We start from the raw sequence: 15728 nt of genomic DNA on the forward strand, positions 1-15728 counted from the left end.
GGCAATTACGTCCGCATCAAGCATAACGGCACCTATCAGACCGCCTATGCGCATGCCAGCAAGTTCGCCAAGGGGTTGAACAAGGGCGACAAGGTCAAGCAGGGCCAGGTCATCGCCTATGTCGGAACGACCGGCCGCTCCACCGGCCCGCACCTGCATTTCGAGGTTCTCGAGAACGGCAAGCAGGTGAACCCGAAGAAGATCAAGTCGACCGGCGGCGACAAGCTGAACGGGAAGGACCTGAAGGCCTTCAAGGCGCTTGTCGCCAGCGTCGATGCCGAACGGCAGAATCTGCGCAACGTGGTGGAGATCGCCGAGACACCCGGCTCCGTGCCGATCGACTGCGACAGCGACCGGGGTTGCGAGAACTGAAACGCGGCAGCCGGCCTTCAGCCGGCGCGGCGGAATGTCAGATTGATGCGCACCTGGCCGAAGACTCCTTCCTGACCCGGCTCGAGCGGAGCGACGCCATGATAATGGCGCCGCGCCACCCCACCCCATACCACGACATCGCCATGGTGGAGCGGCAGCTTTTCCACCCTGTCGCCGCGGGCCGGGCCACCGAAAAGAAAGTCCGCCGATGCGCCGAGGGAGAGCGAGACGATGGGATGCGCGAAGTCACGCTCGTCCCTGTCCTGATGCAGCGCCAATCGGTTGCCGGGCTCGTATCGGTTGATAAGGCAGACGTCCGGCGCAAAGCCGGAAAACCCGGCCGCTTGTGCCGCCCTTCTGGCAAAATCGCCAAGAACCCGCGGCATCGCCGGCCAGGGCCACCCCGTCGCCGGATCGACCGTTTCGTAGCGATAGCCGGCACGATCGGAAACCCAGCCGAGAGCGCCACAGTTGGTCATGGCAACCGACATCCGACGGCCACCGGGCGTGACCATGTGCCGGAACGGCGCCACGGCCAGAATCTCCGGCAAGGCCGCCAATAAGGTATCCGCATCGGGCAATGCAAAGCCGCCCAGCAGAACAGCGCCTGGCGCGATGGTGCGCGGGCTCCGGCTGGCCTCCGTCGGCGCGAAAAGTGACAGCGTCATCCTGGTCCGATCCGGTTGTCGGCGCGCCTAGCGTCCCAGCGCCGCCCATCAATCTACCTGCGGGCGCCGCGGCCGAACAGTTCCGCGGTCAACGGCGCCGGACCGGCGGGTGGAGTGGTCAGTGGAGGGCCGCAGAGCCGCGCCCGACTTCCGGGGTCACGCGCGGCAAAGCGCCCTCGGCCCCATCGACTCTTTCTCCGCCGACAGTCAGCGCCCCATCCGCAGCCGAAACGGCTATGATCTCGCCCGGCTTGAAGCGGCCCTCAAGGATCATGGTCGCCAGCGGATTCTGCAGCGCACGCTGGATGACGCGCTTCAGCGGCCGCGCGCCATAGACCGGGTCATAGCCGGCCTCCGCCAGCCATTCCTTCGCCTTCTCGTCGATCGCGAGAACCAATTTGCGGTCGGCCAGCAGGGCTTCAAGTCGCTGCAGCTGGATACCGACAATACCGGTCATGTGATGGCGGCTGAGGCGATGGAACAGGATCACCTCGTCGAGGCGGTTGAGGAATTCCGGCCGGAACGCCTGACGCACGACGCCCATCACCTGATCTCGTACGGCACCCGAATCCTGGCCTTCGCCGAGGCCCGCCAGGAACTCGCTGCCGAGATTCGACGTCAGGATGATGATCGTATTCTTGAAATCGACCGTGCGCCCCTGGCCATCGGTCAGGCGGCCGTCGTCCAGCACCTGCAACAGTACGTTGAACACGTCTGGATGCGCCTTCTCAACCTCGTCGAACAGCACCACCTGGTAGGGACGGCGCCGAACCGCCTCGGTCAGGACGCCACCCTCGTCATAGCCGACATAGCCCGGCGGCGCGCCGATCAGGCGGGAGACGGCGTGTTTTTCCATGAACTCGGACATGTCGATGCGGACCATGGCCTGATCGTCATCGAACAGGAAGCCAGCCAGCGCCTTGCACAGTTCGGTCTTGCCGACGCCGGTCGGGCCGAGCATCAGGAACGAGCCGATCGGCCGGTTCGGATCCTGCAATCCGGCGCGGGCGCGCCGCACGGCATTGGCGACAGCGACGACGGCTTCTTCCTGGCCGACGACGCGGGCACCAAGTGCTTCCTCCATGTGGAGGAGCTTGTCGCGCTCGCCGGTCAGCATCTTGTCGACTGGGATGCCGGTCCAGCGCGAGACGACACCGGCGATGTCCTCTTCCTTCACCACCTCGTTCAGCATGCGGTGCTCGGCCGCCTCCTCGGCCGCCTCGAGGCGACGCTGCAGATCCGGGATGATCGAATAGGTCAACTCGCCGGCCCGGGCGAAATCACCACGGCGTTGCACCTGCTCGACTTCGATCTTCGCCTGGTCGATCTGCTCCTTCAGCTTCTGCGCATCGTCAATCTTCTGCTTCTCGGCGCGCCACAGCGCGGTAAGGGAACGAGACTTGGCCTCCAGGGCCTCGATCTCCTCGATGAGATGCTGCAGCCGTTCCTTCGAGGCGGCATCGCTCTCCTTCTTGAGCGCTTCGCGCTCCACCTTGAGCTGGATCAGCTTCCGGTCGACCTCGTCGATCTCCTCCGGCTTGGACTCGACCTCCATGCGCAGGCGGGACGCCGCCTCGTCCACGAGATCGATCGCCTTGTCAGGAAGGAATCGATCGGTGATATAGCGATTGGACAGCGTCGCGGCCGCGACGATCGCCGCATCGGTAATGCGGACCCCGTGATGCATCTCGTACTTTTCCTTGAGGCCGCGCAGGATCGAGATCGTATCGGTGACGGTGGGTTCCGCCACAAAGACCGGCTGGAAGCGCCGCGCCAGCGCGGCATCCTTCTCGATATGCTTGCGATATTCGTCGAGCGTCGTGGCACCGACACAGTGCAACTCGCCGCGCGCGAGGGCTGGCTTCAGCATGTTGGAGGCGTCCATGGCGCCTTCCGCCTTGCCGGCCCCGACCAGAGTGTGGAGTTCGTCGATGAAGAGGATGATCTCGCCCGCCGCCGCGGAAATCTCCTGCAGCACCGACTTCAGGCGCTCCTCGAATTCGCCGCGATATTTGGCACCGGCAACCAGCGCGCCAAGATCGAGCGACAACAGCTTGCGGTTCTTCAGCCCCTCCGGCACGTCGCCATTGGCGATGCGGAGTGCAAGCCCTTCGATGATCGCTGTCTTGCCGACCCCGGGCTCGCCGATCAGGACGGGATTGTTCTTGGTCCGGCGCGAGAGCACCTGGATGGTGCGGCGAATTTCCTCGTCGCGGCCGATGACGGGATCGAGCTTGCCTTCGCGGGCCAGCGCCGTGAAGTCCCGCGCGTACTTCTTGAGCGCGTCATAGCCTTCTTCCGCGCTGGCGCTGTCGGCCTTGCGGCCCTTGCGCAGATCGTTGATGGCCTGGTTCAGCTTCTGCGGCACCAGACCGGCTTCCTTGAGTGCCTTGCCGGATGCCGTGTCGCTCGCCATGGCGAGCGCCAGCAGCATGCGTTCCACCGTCACGAAGCCGTCGCCGGATTTCTGAGCCAACTCCTCGGCCTGGCCGAGCACGCGGGCAAGTTCGGGGGACATGTAGACCTGACCGGCACCGCTTCCCTCGACTCGCGGCAGCCTTTCGACTTCGCGCTCGATCGCGGCCTGGGCACGCGCCGGCTCGGCACCGGCCGCCTTCATCAGATTGGCAGCCATGCCCTCCTTGTCGTCGAGGAGCGTCTTAAGCAGGTGTTCTGGCGTCAGGCGCTGGTGGCCGGAACGCAGAGCCAGCGTCTGCGCAGCCTGCAGGAAACCGCGCGACCGTTCGGTGAATTTTTCCAGATCCATATGTCAGCCCTCTCTCAATCGCGCCCTCTCGGAGGCCCGCGATCATGGATGCCATTGTCGTTTGAGGCGTCTGATCGGGCCACCAACCGAAGCCGGTCGGTCAGCCCGGAGACCCGTCCCACCTCAGACATATGGAAATCGTTAACATCAAAACAAGCCCCCGAATCGAAAGGGGCCGGCGCATTTAAGGCCGGCCCCCAATTCAGACTGTTTCTGTGCGCAATTGTCGCGGCAAAACGGCCGCATCCTGCCGCGCGTTCTCAGTCGCCGCCCTCGACACCGGGAAGGGCCGGTTCAGCCGAAGCCTCCGTCCCGGCCCCGTGGCGCGGTCGGCGCGACCGCAGGCGCCCGCGAGCGCGCGGGCTGCGACCGCCGCCTTCCTCCCGGCTGCCGTCCTCGCTGCTGCGCGCTTCCGCAGTGGCCGGCAGCAGGACTTCCGGATAGTCGGGTTGATCGTCGCCCGGGGGAGCCGATGCCGGCCTAGCAGCATTGCCATCCGGCTGCGCGTCCGGGGTCTGCCCCCCATCATCGCCGCGACTGCTGACGGCCTGGTCGCCGGCTGACTGGCCATTGGCGTATTGGCCATTGAACTGGCTGTTGCGACCGTCATGACGGTTCTGCTGGCGATTGCGCGGTCCGCGCCCTTGCGGGCGGCTGAAGCCGGCCTCGTCGTCGCCCTCGGCTCCAGAATCGCCGCCTTCCGCTGGCGCTGCATTGGCATTGCTGCCACTGCCCTGACCCGCACCGGCCGAACCGCCGCCGGCCCCGCTGCCCTCCGACATGTTGGCCTGCGGCGCCTGGCCGCCGGTGTAAAGTGCGGCGGAAAGCCCCTGGCTGACATTCTGCACGTTGAAATCAGCCACCGAGATGTCGCGACCGCCGACCCGCGGGCGCTGGCCGTCATTCATTGCCTGGATGACGCGATAATAGTGATCGGCGTGCTGCAGGTAGTTTTCCGCCGCGATGCGGTCGCCGGCGACGCCGGCGTCACGCGCCAGCTGCAGATATTTCTCGAGTATCTGGTAGACATTGCCGCGGACTCGCGTCTCGCCGCCGCCGTCGTAACTCTGGTTCTTGCTGGGTATGCCGCCGTGTTGCTTCCGCTGACCGCGATTGCGGCCGCGCCGATTATTATTGCCAGGTCTCATGCGTCGATCATTCGCTTCTGTTTGCGGCTCAGCTCCGGTCACCCGGTAGCGGGGTCGAACGGCCAACCACGACGCCCTCTTGCCAAAATGGCGGCAGGCGTTGCTGGCAGGTTCAGACTCCCCGGCTTAAACGCGATGTGCGGAGGCCCAGTGGGGGCGGTTCGGCCCAACGGCCATATCCCAATTACCTCGCCCCGATGCCGCGTGAAACGTATCCGCTTCGCGGCTGATTTCCAACAACTATTTTAGCCTTTCGCTGCTGTCCGCGGCGCAGCACCAGTCGTCTGTGGGCCCATCCAAGCCTTTGAAAGCGCTATTCTTTCCTAGGGCCGCCGAAACAGCAGGCAACGCTCGCGTCCGGCAAGGTCCCTGGCCCGCCCGGCAGGGACCAAACCAGCGGCCGTCATCAGTTCGGAAACGGATTCGGCCTGGCCGAGGCCGATCTCCAGCGCCACAAGTCCGTCGGGCGCCAGATGGCGCCACAACAGGGGAGCGAGCCCCCGGTAGGCCTCAAGCCCGTCCATGCCGCCGTCGAGGGCAAGGCGCGGCTCATGACGCGCGACCTCGGGGGCAAGGCCGGCAATATCGCCGCTCGGAATATAGGGCGGGTTGCTGACGATGAGGTCGAAGGTGGCCGGATCGGCTGCAGTCAATGCGGCGGTCCAGGCCCCTTCGCGAAACGCGACACGGTCGCCTAGGCCGAGGCGCGCGGCATTGCGCCCGGCAATCGCCAGGGCCGCCGCCGACAGGTCGATGGCCCAGCCAAGCGCGTTGGGAAGTTCGCGCAGCAGAGTGAGCAGCAGGCATCCCGAGCCGGTACCAAGATCAAGTATGCGCAGGTCGGCCCCACGGTCACCGACCTCGCCCAGCACCGCAGCGATCAGCGCTTCGCTGTCAGGCCGCGGATCGAGCACGTCGCGGCTGACGAAGAAGGGCAGCGACCAGAACTCGCGCTCGCCGGTGAGGTGCGAGACCGGCTCGCGGTCGGCACGGCGCCGCACCAGTTCGCGATAGCCGGCAACGCCGGAGTCGTCGACTGGACGTTCCGGAAAGCCGATCATCACAGCTGGCGGCACCTTTGCCGCAATTGCCAGCAGCAACCGCGCCTCGCGACCCGGGGCCTCGATGCCGGCAGCGCCCAGTACCTTCATGCCCTCGCTGAGGAGATCGGCGATCCGCGCGCTCATCTCAATCCACTTCGGCGAGGCGTTCCGCCTGGTCGTGCTGGATCAGCGCGTCGATCACCTCGTCCAGTGCCTCGCCCTCGATGATGCGGTCGACCTTGTAGAGCGTCAGGTTGATGCGATGATCGGTACAGCGACCCTGCGGGAAGTTGTATGTGCGGATGCGCTCCGAACGGTCGCCGGAACCGACCTGGCTCCGGCGATCGGCCGCACGGGCCGCATCCAGCTTGCCGCGCTCGAGATCATAGAGCCGCGCGCGCAGAACCTTCATGGCCTTCGCCTTGTTCTTGTGCTGCGACTTCTCGTCCTGCTGCTGCACGACAAGACCGGTCGGGATATGCGTGATGCGCACGGCCGAATCCGTCGTGTTGACCGACTGGCCACCGGGCCCGCTGGCCCGGAAGACGTCGATGCGCAGATCCTTGTCGTCGATCTTGACGTCGACTTCTTCAGCTTCGGGCAGAACCGCGACGGTCGCTGCCGAGGTATGAATGCGGCCGGAGGCTTCGGTCTCCGGCACACGCTGGACGCGGTGCACGCCGCTTTCGAACTTGAGGCGCTCGAACACATTTCGCCCGGTGATCGAGGCTGTCGCTTCCTTGTAGCCGCCAAGGCCGGTTTCGCTGATATCCATCGGCTCGAAGCGCCAGCCCTTCAGCGCGGCATATCGGGCGTACATGCGGAACAGGCTGGCGGCAAACAGGGCCGCCTCTTCGCCGCCGGTGCCGGCGCGCACTTCAAGGATCGCATTGCGCGCGTCCGCCTCGTCCTTCGGCAACAGCATCACCTTTACGTGCTGCTCCAGATCCGGCACCCGCGCCCTGAGGTCATGCAGTTCCGCTTCGGCCAATGCCTTCATCTCGGCATCGGCACCCGGATCGCCAGCCATCGTCGCCAGCTCGGCCAGCTCCTTGTCGGCCTTCTGTAGCTCGTTGATTGCGGCCACCAGCGGATCGAGATCGGCATATTCCTTGGATAGACGCGCAAATTCCTGCGCATCCTTGTGGCTGCCGGCCGCCAGCAGGGCGGACAATTCCTGATGCCGCTTGACGACGCGGCCGAGTTTCTCGCGGAAAGACATGACCTACTCTTTGTTGCGATCGAGGCCGAACAGACGGCGCGCGGCGCGCTCCAGTTCGGGATCGTTGGCATTGTCGCGGAGCGCATTGAGCGGCCGATGCAACAGGCGATTGACCAGGCGACGCGAGAGCTCCTCGGCATCCAGTCGCGGATTCTCCGAGAGAAGTGCCTGGCGCTCGCCCTCGAAATATTCGCGCAGGCCGGTCAGCGATGCGCTGATATCACGCACCTGCCGCGCCTTCTCGAACCGATCAAGCTCGGCATCGATGATTGCCGTAGCCGCCTGAACCGCGGCGGATCGTTCCTTGCGGCCGGCCCTGGCCAACCGCTCGAGATCATCGAAGGCATAGCGGAAGGCGTCGTCGACCGCATCTACCTTTGGATCCACATCGCCGGGGATGGCGAGGTCGACCAGCAGGATCGGCCGGTGCCGCCGCTTCCTGAGTGCCGTTGCCACAGCAGGCGCCTCCACGACGTAACGGGCGGCATCAAGGGCTGTCACCACGACATCCGCATCGACCAGCGCCTGTGGCAGCTCAGCGAACGCCCCGACATGGCCCTGGATGTGCTGTGCGATCTCCCTTGCCCTGGCGGGCTCGCCATGGATGACCGCCCAACGCTGCAAGCCGGCCTCGCGCAAATGCTCGAGGGCGAGCTGGCCGAGATCGCCGACCCCGAGCAGCAGGGCGGAAAGGGTGTCGAGGCTGCCGTGCACCTGGCGGGCGATCTTCACCACGCAGGCCGCCATCGACACCGATTGCGCGGCAATGTCGGTTTCGCTCCGCACCCGCTTGGCGGCGGCAAAGGCAGCCTGCAGCACGCGCTCCAGTTCCGTCCCCATGGTGCCGGCGCGCGCAGCGAACTGATAGGCCTCCTTGACCTGGCCCAGGACCTGCGGCTCGCCGACAACCTGGCTTTCCAGTGATGCCGCGACGGAGAAGCCGTAGCGAAGGGCGGCCCTGTCGGCGAGGTAGTGGAGCTTCGGTGCCACGTCCGCGACTTCACCCCCGGCAGCCTCGGCGATCAATGCCGTGATGTCGGATGCGGCGCGGGTCTCGTCGTCTACCACGGCCCAGATTTCGCAGCGATCGCATGTGGCCAGGACCATGGCCTGCTTCAGACCCTTCTCGCGGCAGCGCAAGAGCAGGCGCAAGGCATCGGCATCGTCACCCTGCAACTGCTCGCGCAGCAGGTCCGGCGCCCGCTTGTGTTCGGCCCCGACGATCAGGAATGTGCCCGGCGCTATCCCAAGCGGATCACCGACAGGGCGCCAGTGTTGCGGCAAGATCGCCGAGCGGCACGTTCTTCTGCTCGCCGGAATCGAGCAGTTTGACTGCCGCCTCGCCTCGCGCCAGCTCATCGTCGCCCAGGATGACGGCGGCAATTGCCGAAACCTTGTTGGCGCGCTTCATGCGCTTGCCCATGTTGCCGGTGAAGCCGAGATCAACCAGAAAGTCCTGCCGCCGCAGTTCGTCGGCAATCTGCAGGGCCCTGCGTTCGGCCGCCGCGCCCATCGGCACGATGGCGATCGGACGTGGCGCCGGGAGTTCCTGCTGCAGCACCATGGCGCAGCGCTCAACGCCACTCGCCCAGCCTACGCCCGGCGTCTCGGGGCCGCCCATCAGCGAGACGAGGCCGTCATAGCGGCCGCCGCCAAGCACGGTCTTCTGTGCACCCAGATCGGCGCAGGTGATCTCGAAGCAGGTATGGCAGTAATAGTCGAGGCCTCGCACCAGGCGCTGGTTGATCGTGTAGGAGATGCCGAGGAGATCCAGCCCCTCGCGAACAGCGGCGAAGAAATCGCGGGCTTCGTCGGTCAGATACTCGCTGGAGAGCGGCGCATTGGCGACGATCTTCTGATCGCCCTCATCCTTCGAATCCAGGACGCGCATCGGATTCTTCTCGAGGCGCTCCTGACTGTCCTTGGAAAGCCTGTCGCGAAAGCTGTTGAGATACTCGACCAGCACCTTGCGGTAGGCCTGGCGGCTTGCGGTGTCACCCAGGGTGTTGAGTTCCAACTCGCACCGATCCCAGGCGCCGAGCCGGCGCAGGAATTCGACACCGGTCGCGATCACTTCGATATCGCCGCCCGGCTCTTTCACACCGAGCAACTCGATTCCGGTCTGATGAAACTGGCGCAGGCGACCCTTCTGCGGGCGCTCGTAGCGGAACATCGGCCCGGCATAGAAGTATTTCAGCGGCAGGTGCTGGGTGAGCCCCTCGGAAATGAGGGCGCGCGCCACGCCCGCCGTGTTCTCCGGCCGCAAGGTTACCGTCTCTCCGCCCTTGTCGGTGAAGGTGTACATCTCCTTCGTCACGACGTCGGAAGTGTCGCCAAGGGTGCGCTTGAAAACCTCCGTGAATTCGAAGATCGGCGTCGCGACTTCCTGATAGCCGAAGCAGAGCGCCGCGCGCCGCGCGGTCTCCATGACGTGGCGATGGCGCCGCATGTCTTCAGGCAACAGGTCATGTGTGCCGCGAACCGGCTGCAAACCAGACATCTTCGAAATCCCCCGGAAATCCTATTCGGCAGCGGCCTTTTTCGCGGCCTCGATCTCCGCCGCCTTCTGTTCGATCAGTTCCGCCATGTGTTCGACGATGTCCTGGTCCTTGAGGCGATGGTGCTGATTGCCGGCGAGGTAGACCATATGCGTGTTGTTGCCGCCGCCAGTGAAGCCGATATCGGTCTCGCGCGCCTCGCCCGGGCCGTTGACGACGCAGCCGATGATGCTGACCGACATCGGCGTCGTAATGTGGGCAACCCTTTTCTCCAGCGCCTCGACCGTCTTGATGACGTCGAAATTCTGTCGCGCGCAGGACGGGCACGAGATGATGTTGACGCCACGATGGCGCAGATTGAGCGATTTCAGCAGATCAAAGCCGACCTTCACCTCCTCGACCGGATCAGCCGAGAGCGAAACGCGCAGTGTATCGCCGATGCCAGCCCAGAGCAGCGACCCCAGGCCGATCGCCGATTTCACCGTGCCGATGCGCAAGCCGCCGGCCTCGGTAATGCCGATATGGAGCGGATAGTCGCAGGCGTCGGCGAGGCCCTGATAGGCAGCGACGGCCAGAAAGACGTCGGACGCCTTGACGCTGATCTTGAACTCGAAGAAATCGTGATCCTCGAGGATCTTCGCGTGGTTGAGGCCACTCTCGACCATCGCTTCGGGGCAAGGTTCGCCATAGCGCTCGAGAAGCTCGCGCTCAAGCGAGCCGGCATTGACGCCGATGCGCATCGAGCAACCGTAATCCTTGGCCGCCTTCACCACCTCGCGCACGCGCTCGGCGCTGCCGATATTGCCGGGATTGATGCGCAGGCAGGCAGCCCCCGCCTTCGCTGCCTCAATGCCGCGCTTGTAGTGAAAATGGATGTCGGCGACGATCGGCACGTTCACCTGACGGACGATTTCCTTGAGGGCCGCCGTCGATTCTTCGTCCGGGCAGGAAACGCGCACGATATCGGCACCCGCTGCTTCCGCCGCCTGGATCTGCGCCACAGTCGCCTTGACGTCGGGGGTCAAGGTGTTGGTCATGGTCTGCACGCTGATCGGGGCATCGCCACCGACCAGGATATTGCCGACACGGATTTGCCGCGACTTGCGCCGCTGGATGTCTCGATAGGGCCGGACGCTCATGGTTTTTTCTTCACTCGCAATGGCTTAGGGGGCAGCCAACCAGGCATGTCCCGGGGCTCGGCCGGGCCGCCCCGAATTGGGTCGGTCCGGGCGGCGCAATTGTTGCTGAACATGCGCTGCCAGCCCCAAAAGATCAAGCCCCGCCATTGCCGCCGGAGGCACCTGTCGGCCGCGAAAAATCTATTTGATTCAGCTCGTTATTGGCTCAAAAAGGCTTCCGGCGCCAGACTGATGCCGCGTTTCACCACGCCGATCGAGCCAAGGCTCGGCTGCGCCTTGCCATCGACCTCGATCACCAATCCGCCGGCATTTCCGGTGTTCATAACCAGTCCACTCTGCTCCGGCACGGCATAGGTCTCGCCGGCGCGCAGTATCCTCTGCAACACGACCTTCTGGTTGGCATCGAAAATCTCGACCCAGGAATCCTTGGCGGCGCGCAGCACGATCCTTGGCGTGGGCAGGGCGGCCGTCTGCTCGGCAACTGCTGCTCCGGCGGTATCCGCCACAGCGCCAGGATTGCTGGCCGCCGGGACTGCTGCCATCTCGCCAGTGGAATCGGCGTTATCTTCTGTCGCAGCCGGTGCCAGGGCGCTGCCTGGTGTTGGTGCCGCAGCGGCCTCATCGGCGTCGGGCAGGAGCGAAGTCGCTAGCCCCTGGCCCGCAGCCGCATTTGCGCCGGCCAGGTCAGCGCCGGGAAGCGGCACCGCCCCGCCCTGAAGTTGGGCCAACGGGGCGGGCACGATATCAAGCTGGTCTCCAGCTTCATCTTCGGCCGGGGCTTCCGCCGGCGGCATATCCGGTGCGGCATTCGCGGCCTGCGCCGTCGTCGGTGTCGCTGGCGGCACTATCGCGTCCGACTGGTCCGCACCACCCTCTTCCGCCGTCGACTCGCCCGACTGGCGCTTCATGAAATCCGGCACCTGGTCGATAAGATCGATACCCGTTCCGCCCGGCTGCGAGGCAAAGTACCAGCCGCCGGAAATGGCGATGGCAAGAGCAAGGCATACGGCAATGACGACGCCACCGGGGAAATGCTTGTGCTCGACCTGGTCGACCGGCCAGATCAACTGATTCTGCCGGGACCGGCGCGCGAGTTCGTCGCGGTAATCGCTGACGATGGAATTGCCATCGAGGCCAAGATAATCGGCATAGGCCCGGACGAAGCCGACCGCATAGGCAGTGCCGGGCAGATCCTGCAGCCGGCCTTCCTCGATGGCCTGGATATAGACCGCACGAATGCGCAGCTGGCGTGCGACAGTGGCGGTATCGTGGCCCAACTCCTCGCGGCGGCGGCGCAGCAGGGCGGCGACACCATCCTCGTTCCGATCATCGGAAAACTCGCTGGGTTCGACCCCAAACATTCCTATTCTACGACTGGCCATCAAGCGATCCCGGTTGGCGCCAACCGCCGCGGCGAGGCGAAAGGCCGCGACGAGTCAATTACTTATATAACTTCGCCGTGATTTTGTCGCAATCGGCTTTGCAAGACACTTTCCGATAAACTCACACGATCGTACGCTTCGTGATCAGGAAAGGGCGACCCCGTGATCGCGGGCAAAGGCGCGTAGGCTGCTGCGCATATCTGGACCACGCTGCTGTCCCAGCGCCGCCATATGCGCCTGCAGGCGGCCGAGATCAAGGCTGCGAATCATCGCCCGGATCGGTCCGATCGACGGCGGCGCCATCGACAGCGACCGCAAACCAAGTGCCAGAAGCGCCATCGCCTCCAGCGCGTCGCCAGCCATCTCGCCGCACAGGCTGACCGGCTTGCTGCAGGCCTGCCCGGCGCGCACGATATCGCCGACGAGCCGGAGAAAAGCCGGCGAAAGCGGATCGTAGCGCCCCTGCAGCTGCGCATTGCCGCGATCGGCCGCGAAGACGAACTGGGCCAGGTCGTTGCTGCCGACCGAAACGAAATCGGCGCGGCGGAAGATCTCCTCCATCTGCCAGTAGAGGGCCGGCACCTCGAACATGGCACCGACGCGCACGCCGACTGGAAGCTCCTGCCCCTTGTCCCTGGCGCGCTGCAATTCCAGATCGAGAATCTGCTTTGCGTCATCGAACTCGTCGACCAGCGCAACCATGGGAAACATCACATGCAAGTCGCGACCGCCAGCCGCGCGGATCATGGCGCGCAACTGCTGGCGCAGCATGGCAGGCCGATCAAGCGAGATCCTGAGTGCCCGCCAGCCCATGGCCGGGTTTTCCTCGGCATCGCGATGCCAATAGGGCAGCACCTTGTCGGAGCCGATATCAAGTGTTCGAAAGACGACCGGCCGGCCGCCGGCACCGTCCAGCACGCGTCCGTAGACCTCGCGCTGGCGGGCAACATCGGGAAACGTATGCGCCACCATGAACGTGACTTCGGTACGGAAAAGCCCGATCCCGGCGGCGCCGGTCGCTGCCAGTTGCGGCACGTCGATCAGCAGCCCGGCATTGATCATCAGATTGATGGCGACGCCGTCCAGCGTGATCGCGGGCAGGTCGCGGTCGGCGACATAGGCTTCCTGCCGCAAGGCGCGCGCCCGCATGCTGGATGCAAAGACCTGCAGAATGTCTTCGGAGGGGCGCAGGAAAACCTGGTCGTTGTCGCCGTCAAGCACCAGTGAATCGCCGGCCTGCACCTTGTCCATCAGGCCGGCACAATGGCCGAGCAGCGGGACATCCAGGGCACGCGCGACGATCGCGACATGCGAGCTTGCCGTACCCTCTTCCAGCACGACCCCCTTGAGTCGCTGTCGGTCATAGTCCAGCAGTTCAGCCGGTCCCATGTTGCGGGCGACGATGATTGCCGCATCCGGCAGGTCGCGCGCGTGGGGCAGCTCCTGCTGGCCCAGCAGGTGGCGCTGCAGGCGATTGCCGAGGTCCTCCAGGTCGGCAAGACGCTCGCGCAGATAGGGATCCTGGATTTCGCGCATGCGCGCGCGCATGTCGTTCTGCACCTTCTGCACCGCCGCCTCGGCAGTCAGACCGGTCTCGATCGCCTCGATGATGCGATTGGCCCAGCCGCGATCCTCGGCCAGCATGCGATAGGTATCCAGCACTTCGCGGTGCTCGCCGCCGCCGGTCCCGTCCTGCTGTTCCAGCAATTCGTCGAGCGCCAGCTTCATGGCGCTCATGGCGTCGTCCAGTCGCTCGATCTCCTTCAGGGGATCTTCTGCAACCAGTTGCGTCAGGGTGATATCCGGCTGATGCAGGACGGCAATACCGAGCGCCAGCCCGGGCGCCAGTACCTGCGCCTCGAGCCGCTCGGGCAGAACACCGATGCCCGTGACCGGCGACAACTCCTCGCGACCGACCAGTTCGCCGCCGGCGACCAGCTCCGCCACCACCATAGCGACGGTCTCAAGCGTCTCGACCTCTTCCTCGGTGTAATGCCGCCGGGTCTTGTTCTGGACGACCAGCACACCCAGCACGCGGCCGCCGCGCAGGACGGGCACGCCCATGAAGGACTGGAAGAGTTCCTCGCCTGTCTCCGGCCGGTAGGCGAATTGCGGGTGATGTTGCGCGTCTGCCAGCGCCAGCGGCCTGGCATGGCTCGCAATATCGCCGACCAGGCCCTCGCCCACGCGCAGGCGGGTGAGATGCACGGCCTCCGCCTTGAGGCCCTCGGTGGCAAAGAGCTCCAGCACCTCGCCGGCGCGCAGCACATAGATCGAGCAGACTTCCGCCACCATGGCGCCGGCAATGGTGCGGGCGATCTCGTCCAGCCGACGCTGCGCCGGCAGGTTGCGGGCCATCACGGTCCGGATACGCCGCAGCAACAGCCGAGCGCCCGTCAGATCACCACCCGCGGGGCCGCCCGACTGGTTCATCCATCAGCCCCCGGCCATTGGGCGGCGATCTGCCAGGGCGGCCACGGCACCGTCGATGAGGTCGCGGATGATATCCGCCGTCGGCTCTTCCTTGGTCACCATGCCGACCGATTGGCCGGCCATGACAGAGCCGGTTTCGACGTCGCCGTCGATGACGGCTCGGCGGAGTGCCCCGGCCCAGAAATGCTCGATTTCGAGCTGCGCCGCCTTCTGGTCGAGTTCCCCGGAGTTGAAGCGGTTGATGACGTCGCGCTGCAATTCCATGAACTTGCGGGTGCCGTCATTGGCCAGCGCCCGCACCGGAATGACCGGGAAGCGCGGGTCGATCTGGGTCGAGGGAACAGCATCGCGCGCTGCCGCGCGGATGAAGGCCTGCTTGAATTTGGGATGGGCGATGGATTCGGTGGCACAGACAAAGCGGGTGCCAAGTTGCACGCCCGCAGCTCCCATCTCCAGATAACCCAGCATCGCCTGGCCTCGGCCGATGCCGCCGGCGACGAAGACCGGCACTTCGGTGATGACGGGCAGAATTTCCTGCGCAAGCACGCTGGTCGAGACCGGGCCGATATGGCCGCCCGCCTCCATCCCCTCGATCACGATCGCATCGCAGCCGGATTTGACCAGTTTCTTGGCGATAGCAACCGCAGGCGCGAAGCAGATCGCCTTGGCGTTGCCTTCCTTGATGCGCTTCAACGCATTGCCCGGCGGCAATCCCCCCGCCAGCACGATATGCGACATCCCGAGATCGAGGCAGACATCAATCAGCTGGTCGAGCTGCGGGTGTAGCGTGATGAGGTTGACGCCAAACGGCGCGCTGGTCAAAGACTTGGTTGCGTTCAGCTCGGCTTCCAGCATCTCCGGCTTCATCGAGCCAGAGGCGATGACGCCGAAACCGCCCGCGTTGGAGATAGCCGCGACCAGATTGCGCTCCGACACCCAGGTCATCGCCCCGCCCATGATGGCGTATCGCGTACCGAGGAACTCCCGGCCGCGCTGCCACAAGTCATCAAGGTGAGCGAGTGCGTGGGCCCGGTCCATGCAGCTTCCCCCTGCCCC

Annotated in this window: 12 protein-coding genes (1 of these 12 running past the window's edge); 1 reads left to right on the top strand and 11 read right to left on the bottom strand. The window is 65.1% G+C overall.

Going from position 1 to position 15728, the window contains the following annotated elements; genetic code table 11:
* A protein-coding gene (locus A8950_RS15900; protein WP_133614674.1) for a M23 family metallopeptidase crosses the window boundary here: on the top strand, window positions 1-372 show its 3' portion. It extends 1275 nt beyond the left edge of the window; only the last 372 of its 1647 coding nucleotides appear in the window; its start codon lies off the left edge, out of view; it ends in the stop codon at window positions 370-372.
* A 17-nt stretch (window positions 373-389) separates the two neighbouring features.
* Here A8950_RS15900 and alkB read toward each other — a convergent pair whose 3' ends face one another.
* From alkB to A8950_RS15955, 11 genes are all read right to left on the bottom strand, one after another.
* A complete protein-coding gene (gene alkB, locus A8950_RS15905; protein ID WP_133614675.1) occupies window positions 390-1040 on the bottom strand; it encodes a DNA oxidative demethylase AlkB in 651 nt (216 codons plus the stop codon).
* Between the two features lie 118 nt (window positions 1041-1158).
* Window positions 1159-3807, bottom strand: coding sequence for an ATP-dependent chaperone ClpB (clpB, locus tag A8950_RS15910; RefSeq protein WP_133614676.1), 2649 nt, complete (start codon window positions 3805-3807; stop codon window positions 1159-1161).
* Window positions 3808-4067: 260 nt separating this feature from the next.
* Entirely contained in the window at window positions 4068-4955 is an 888-nt protein-coding gene (locus tag A8950_RS15915) for a DUF4167 domain-containing protein (RefSeq protein WP_133614677.1), read from the bottom strand.
* Between the two features lie 323 nt (window positions 4956-5278).
* Complete coding sequence (gene prmC / locus A8950_RS15920) at window positions 5279-6142, bottom strand: peptide chain release factor N(5)-glutamine methyltransferase (protein ID WP_133614678.1); 864 nt, start codon at window positions 6140-6142, stop codon at window positions 5279-5281.
* A 1-nt stretch (window position 6143) separates the two neighbouring features.
* Window positions 6144-7220 carry a peptide chain release factor 1 gene (gene prfA, locus A8950_RS15925; RefSeq protein WP_133614679.1) on the bottom strand — a complete coding sequence of 359 codons (1077 nt, stop codon included), beginning with the start codon at window positions 7218-7220 and terminating at the stop codon, window positions 6144-6146.
* 3 nt (window positions 7221-7223) lie between these two features.
* Window positions 7224-8504, bottom strand: coding sequence for a glutamyl-tRNA reductase (hemA, locus tag A8950_RS15930; RefSeq protein WP_166645225.1), 1281 nt, complete (start codon window positions 8502-8504; stop codon window positions 7224-7226).
* Window positions 8476-9720 (bottom strand): histidine--tRNA ligase, encoded by a 1245-nt coding sequence (hisS, locus tag A8950_RS15935; protein WP_133614681.1) that lies wholly within the window; start codon window positions 9718-9720, stop codon window positions 8476-8478. Before hisS ends, hemA begins: the two co-directional genes overlap by 29 nt.
* A gap of 21 nt (window positions 9721-9741) precedes the next feature.
* On the bottom strand, window positions 9742-10857 hold the full coding sequence (gene ispG, locus A8950_RS15940; RefSeq protein WP_133614682.1) for a flavodoxin-dependent (E)-4-hydroxy-3-methylbut-2-enyl-diphosphate synthase: 1116 nt from the start codon (window positions 10855-10857) through the stop codon (window positions 9742-9744).
* A gap of 197 nt (window positions 10858-11054) precedes the next feature.
* Complete coding sequence (locus A8950_RS15945) at window positions 11055-12218, bottom strand: helix-turn-helix domain-containing protein (protein WP_166645226.1); 1164 nt, start codon at window positions 12216-12218, stop codon at window positions 11055-11057.
* Window positions 12219-12383: 165 nt separating this feature from the next.
* Entirely contained in the window at window positions 12384-14672 is a 2289-nt protein-coding gene (gene ptsP, locus A8950_RS15950; RefSeq protein WP_133614684.1) for a phosphoenolpyruvate--protein phosphotransferase, read from the bottom strand.
* 3 nt (window positions 14673-14675) lie between these two features.
* Window positions 14676-15710, bottom strand: coding sequence for an NAD(P)H-dependent flavin oxidoreductase (locus A8950_RS15955; RefSeq protein ID WP_133614685.1), 1035 nt, complete (start codon window positions 15708-15710; stop codon window positions 14676-14678).
* Window positions 15711-15728: the final 18 nt, after the last annotated feature.

The organism is Dongia mobilis (assembly GCF_004363235.1).
In the GTDB taxonomy this organism is placed as follows: domain Bacteria; phylum Pseudomonadota; class Alphaproteobacteria; order Dongiales; family Dongiaceae; genus Dongia; species Dongia mobilis.

Coding starts and splice junctions, on each gene's coding strand:
- alkB (WP_133614675.1), bottom strand. CDS start 1,040: ATGACGCTGTCACTTTTCGCGCCGACGGAGGCCAGCCGGAGCCCGCGC.
- clpB (WP_133614676.1), bottom strand. CDS start 3,807: ATGGATCTGGAAAAATTCACCGAACGGTCGCGCGGTTTCCTGCAGGCT.
- A8950_RS15915 (WP_133614677.1), bottom strand. CDS start 4,955: ATGAGACCTGGCAATAATAATCGGCGCGGCCGCAATCGCGGTCAGCGG.
- prmC (WP_133614678.1), bottom strand. CDS start 6,142: ATGAGCGCGCGGATCGCCGATCTCCTCAGCGAGGGCATGAAGGTACTG.
- prfA (WP_133614679.1), bottom strand. CDS start 7,220: ATGTCTTTCCGCGAGAAACTCGGCCGCGTCGTCAAGCGGCATCAGGAA.
- hisS (WP_133614681.1), bottom strand. CDS start 9,720: ATGTCTGGTTTGCAGCCGGTTCGCGGCACACATGACCTGTTGCCTGAA.
- ispG (WP_133614682.1), bottom strand. CDS start 10,857: ATGAGCGTCCGGCCCTATCGAGACATCCAGCGGCGCAAGTCGCGGCAA.
- A8950_RS15945 (WP_166645226.1), bottom strand. CDS start 12,218: ATGTTTGGGGTCGAACCCAGCGAGTTTTCCGATGATCGGAACGAGGAT.
- ptsP (WP_133614684.1), bottom strand. CDS start 14,672: ATGAACCAGTCGGGCGGCCCCGCGGGTGGTGATCTGACGGGCGCTCGG.
- A8950_RS15955 (WP_133614685.1), bottom strand. CDS start 15,710: ATGGACCGGGCCCACGCACTCGCTCACCTTGATGACTTGTGGCAGCGC.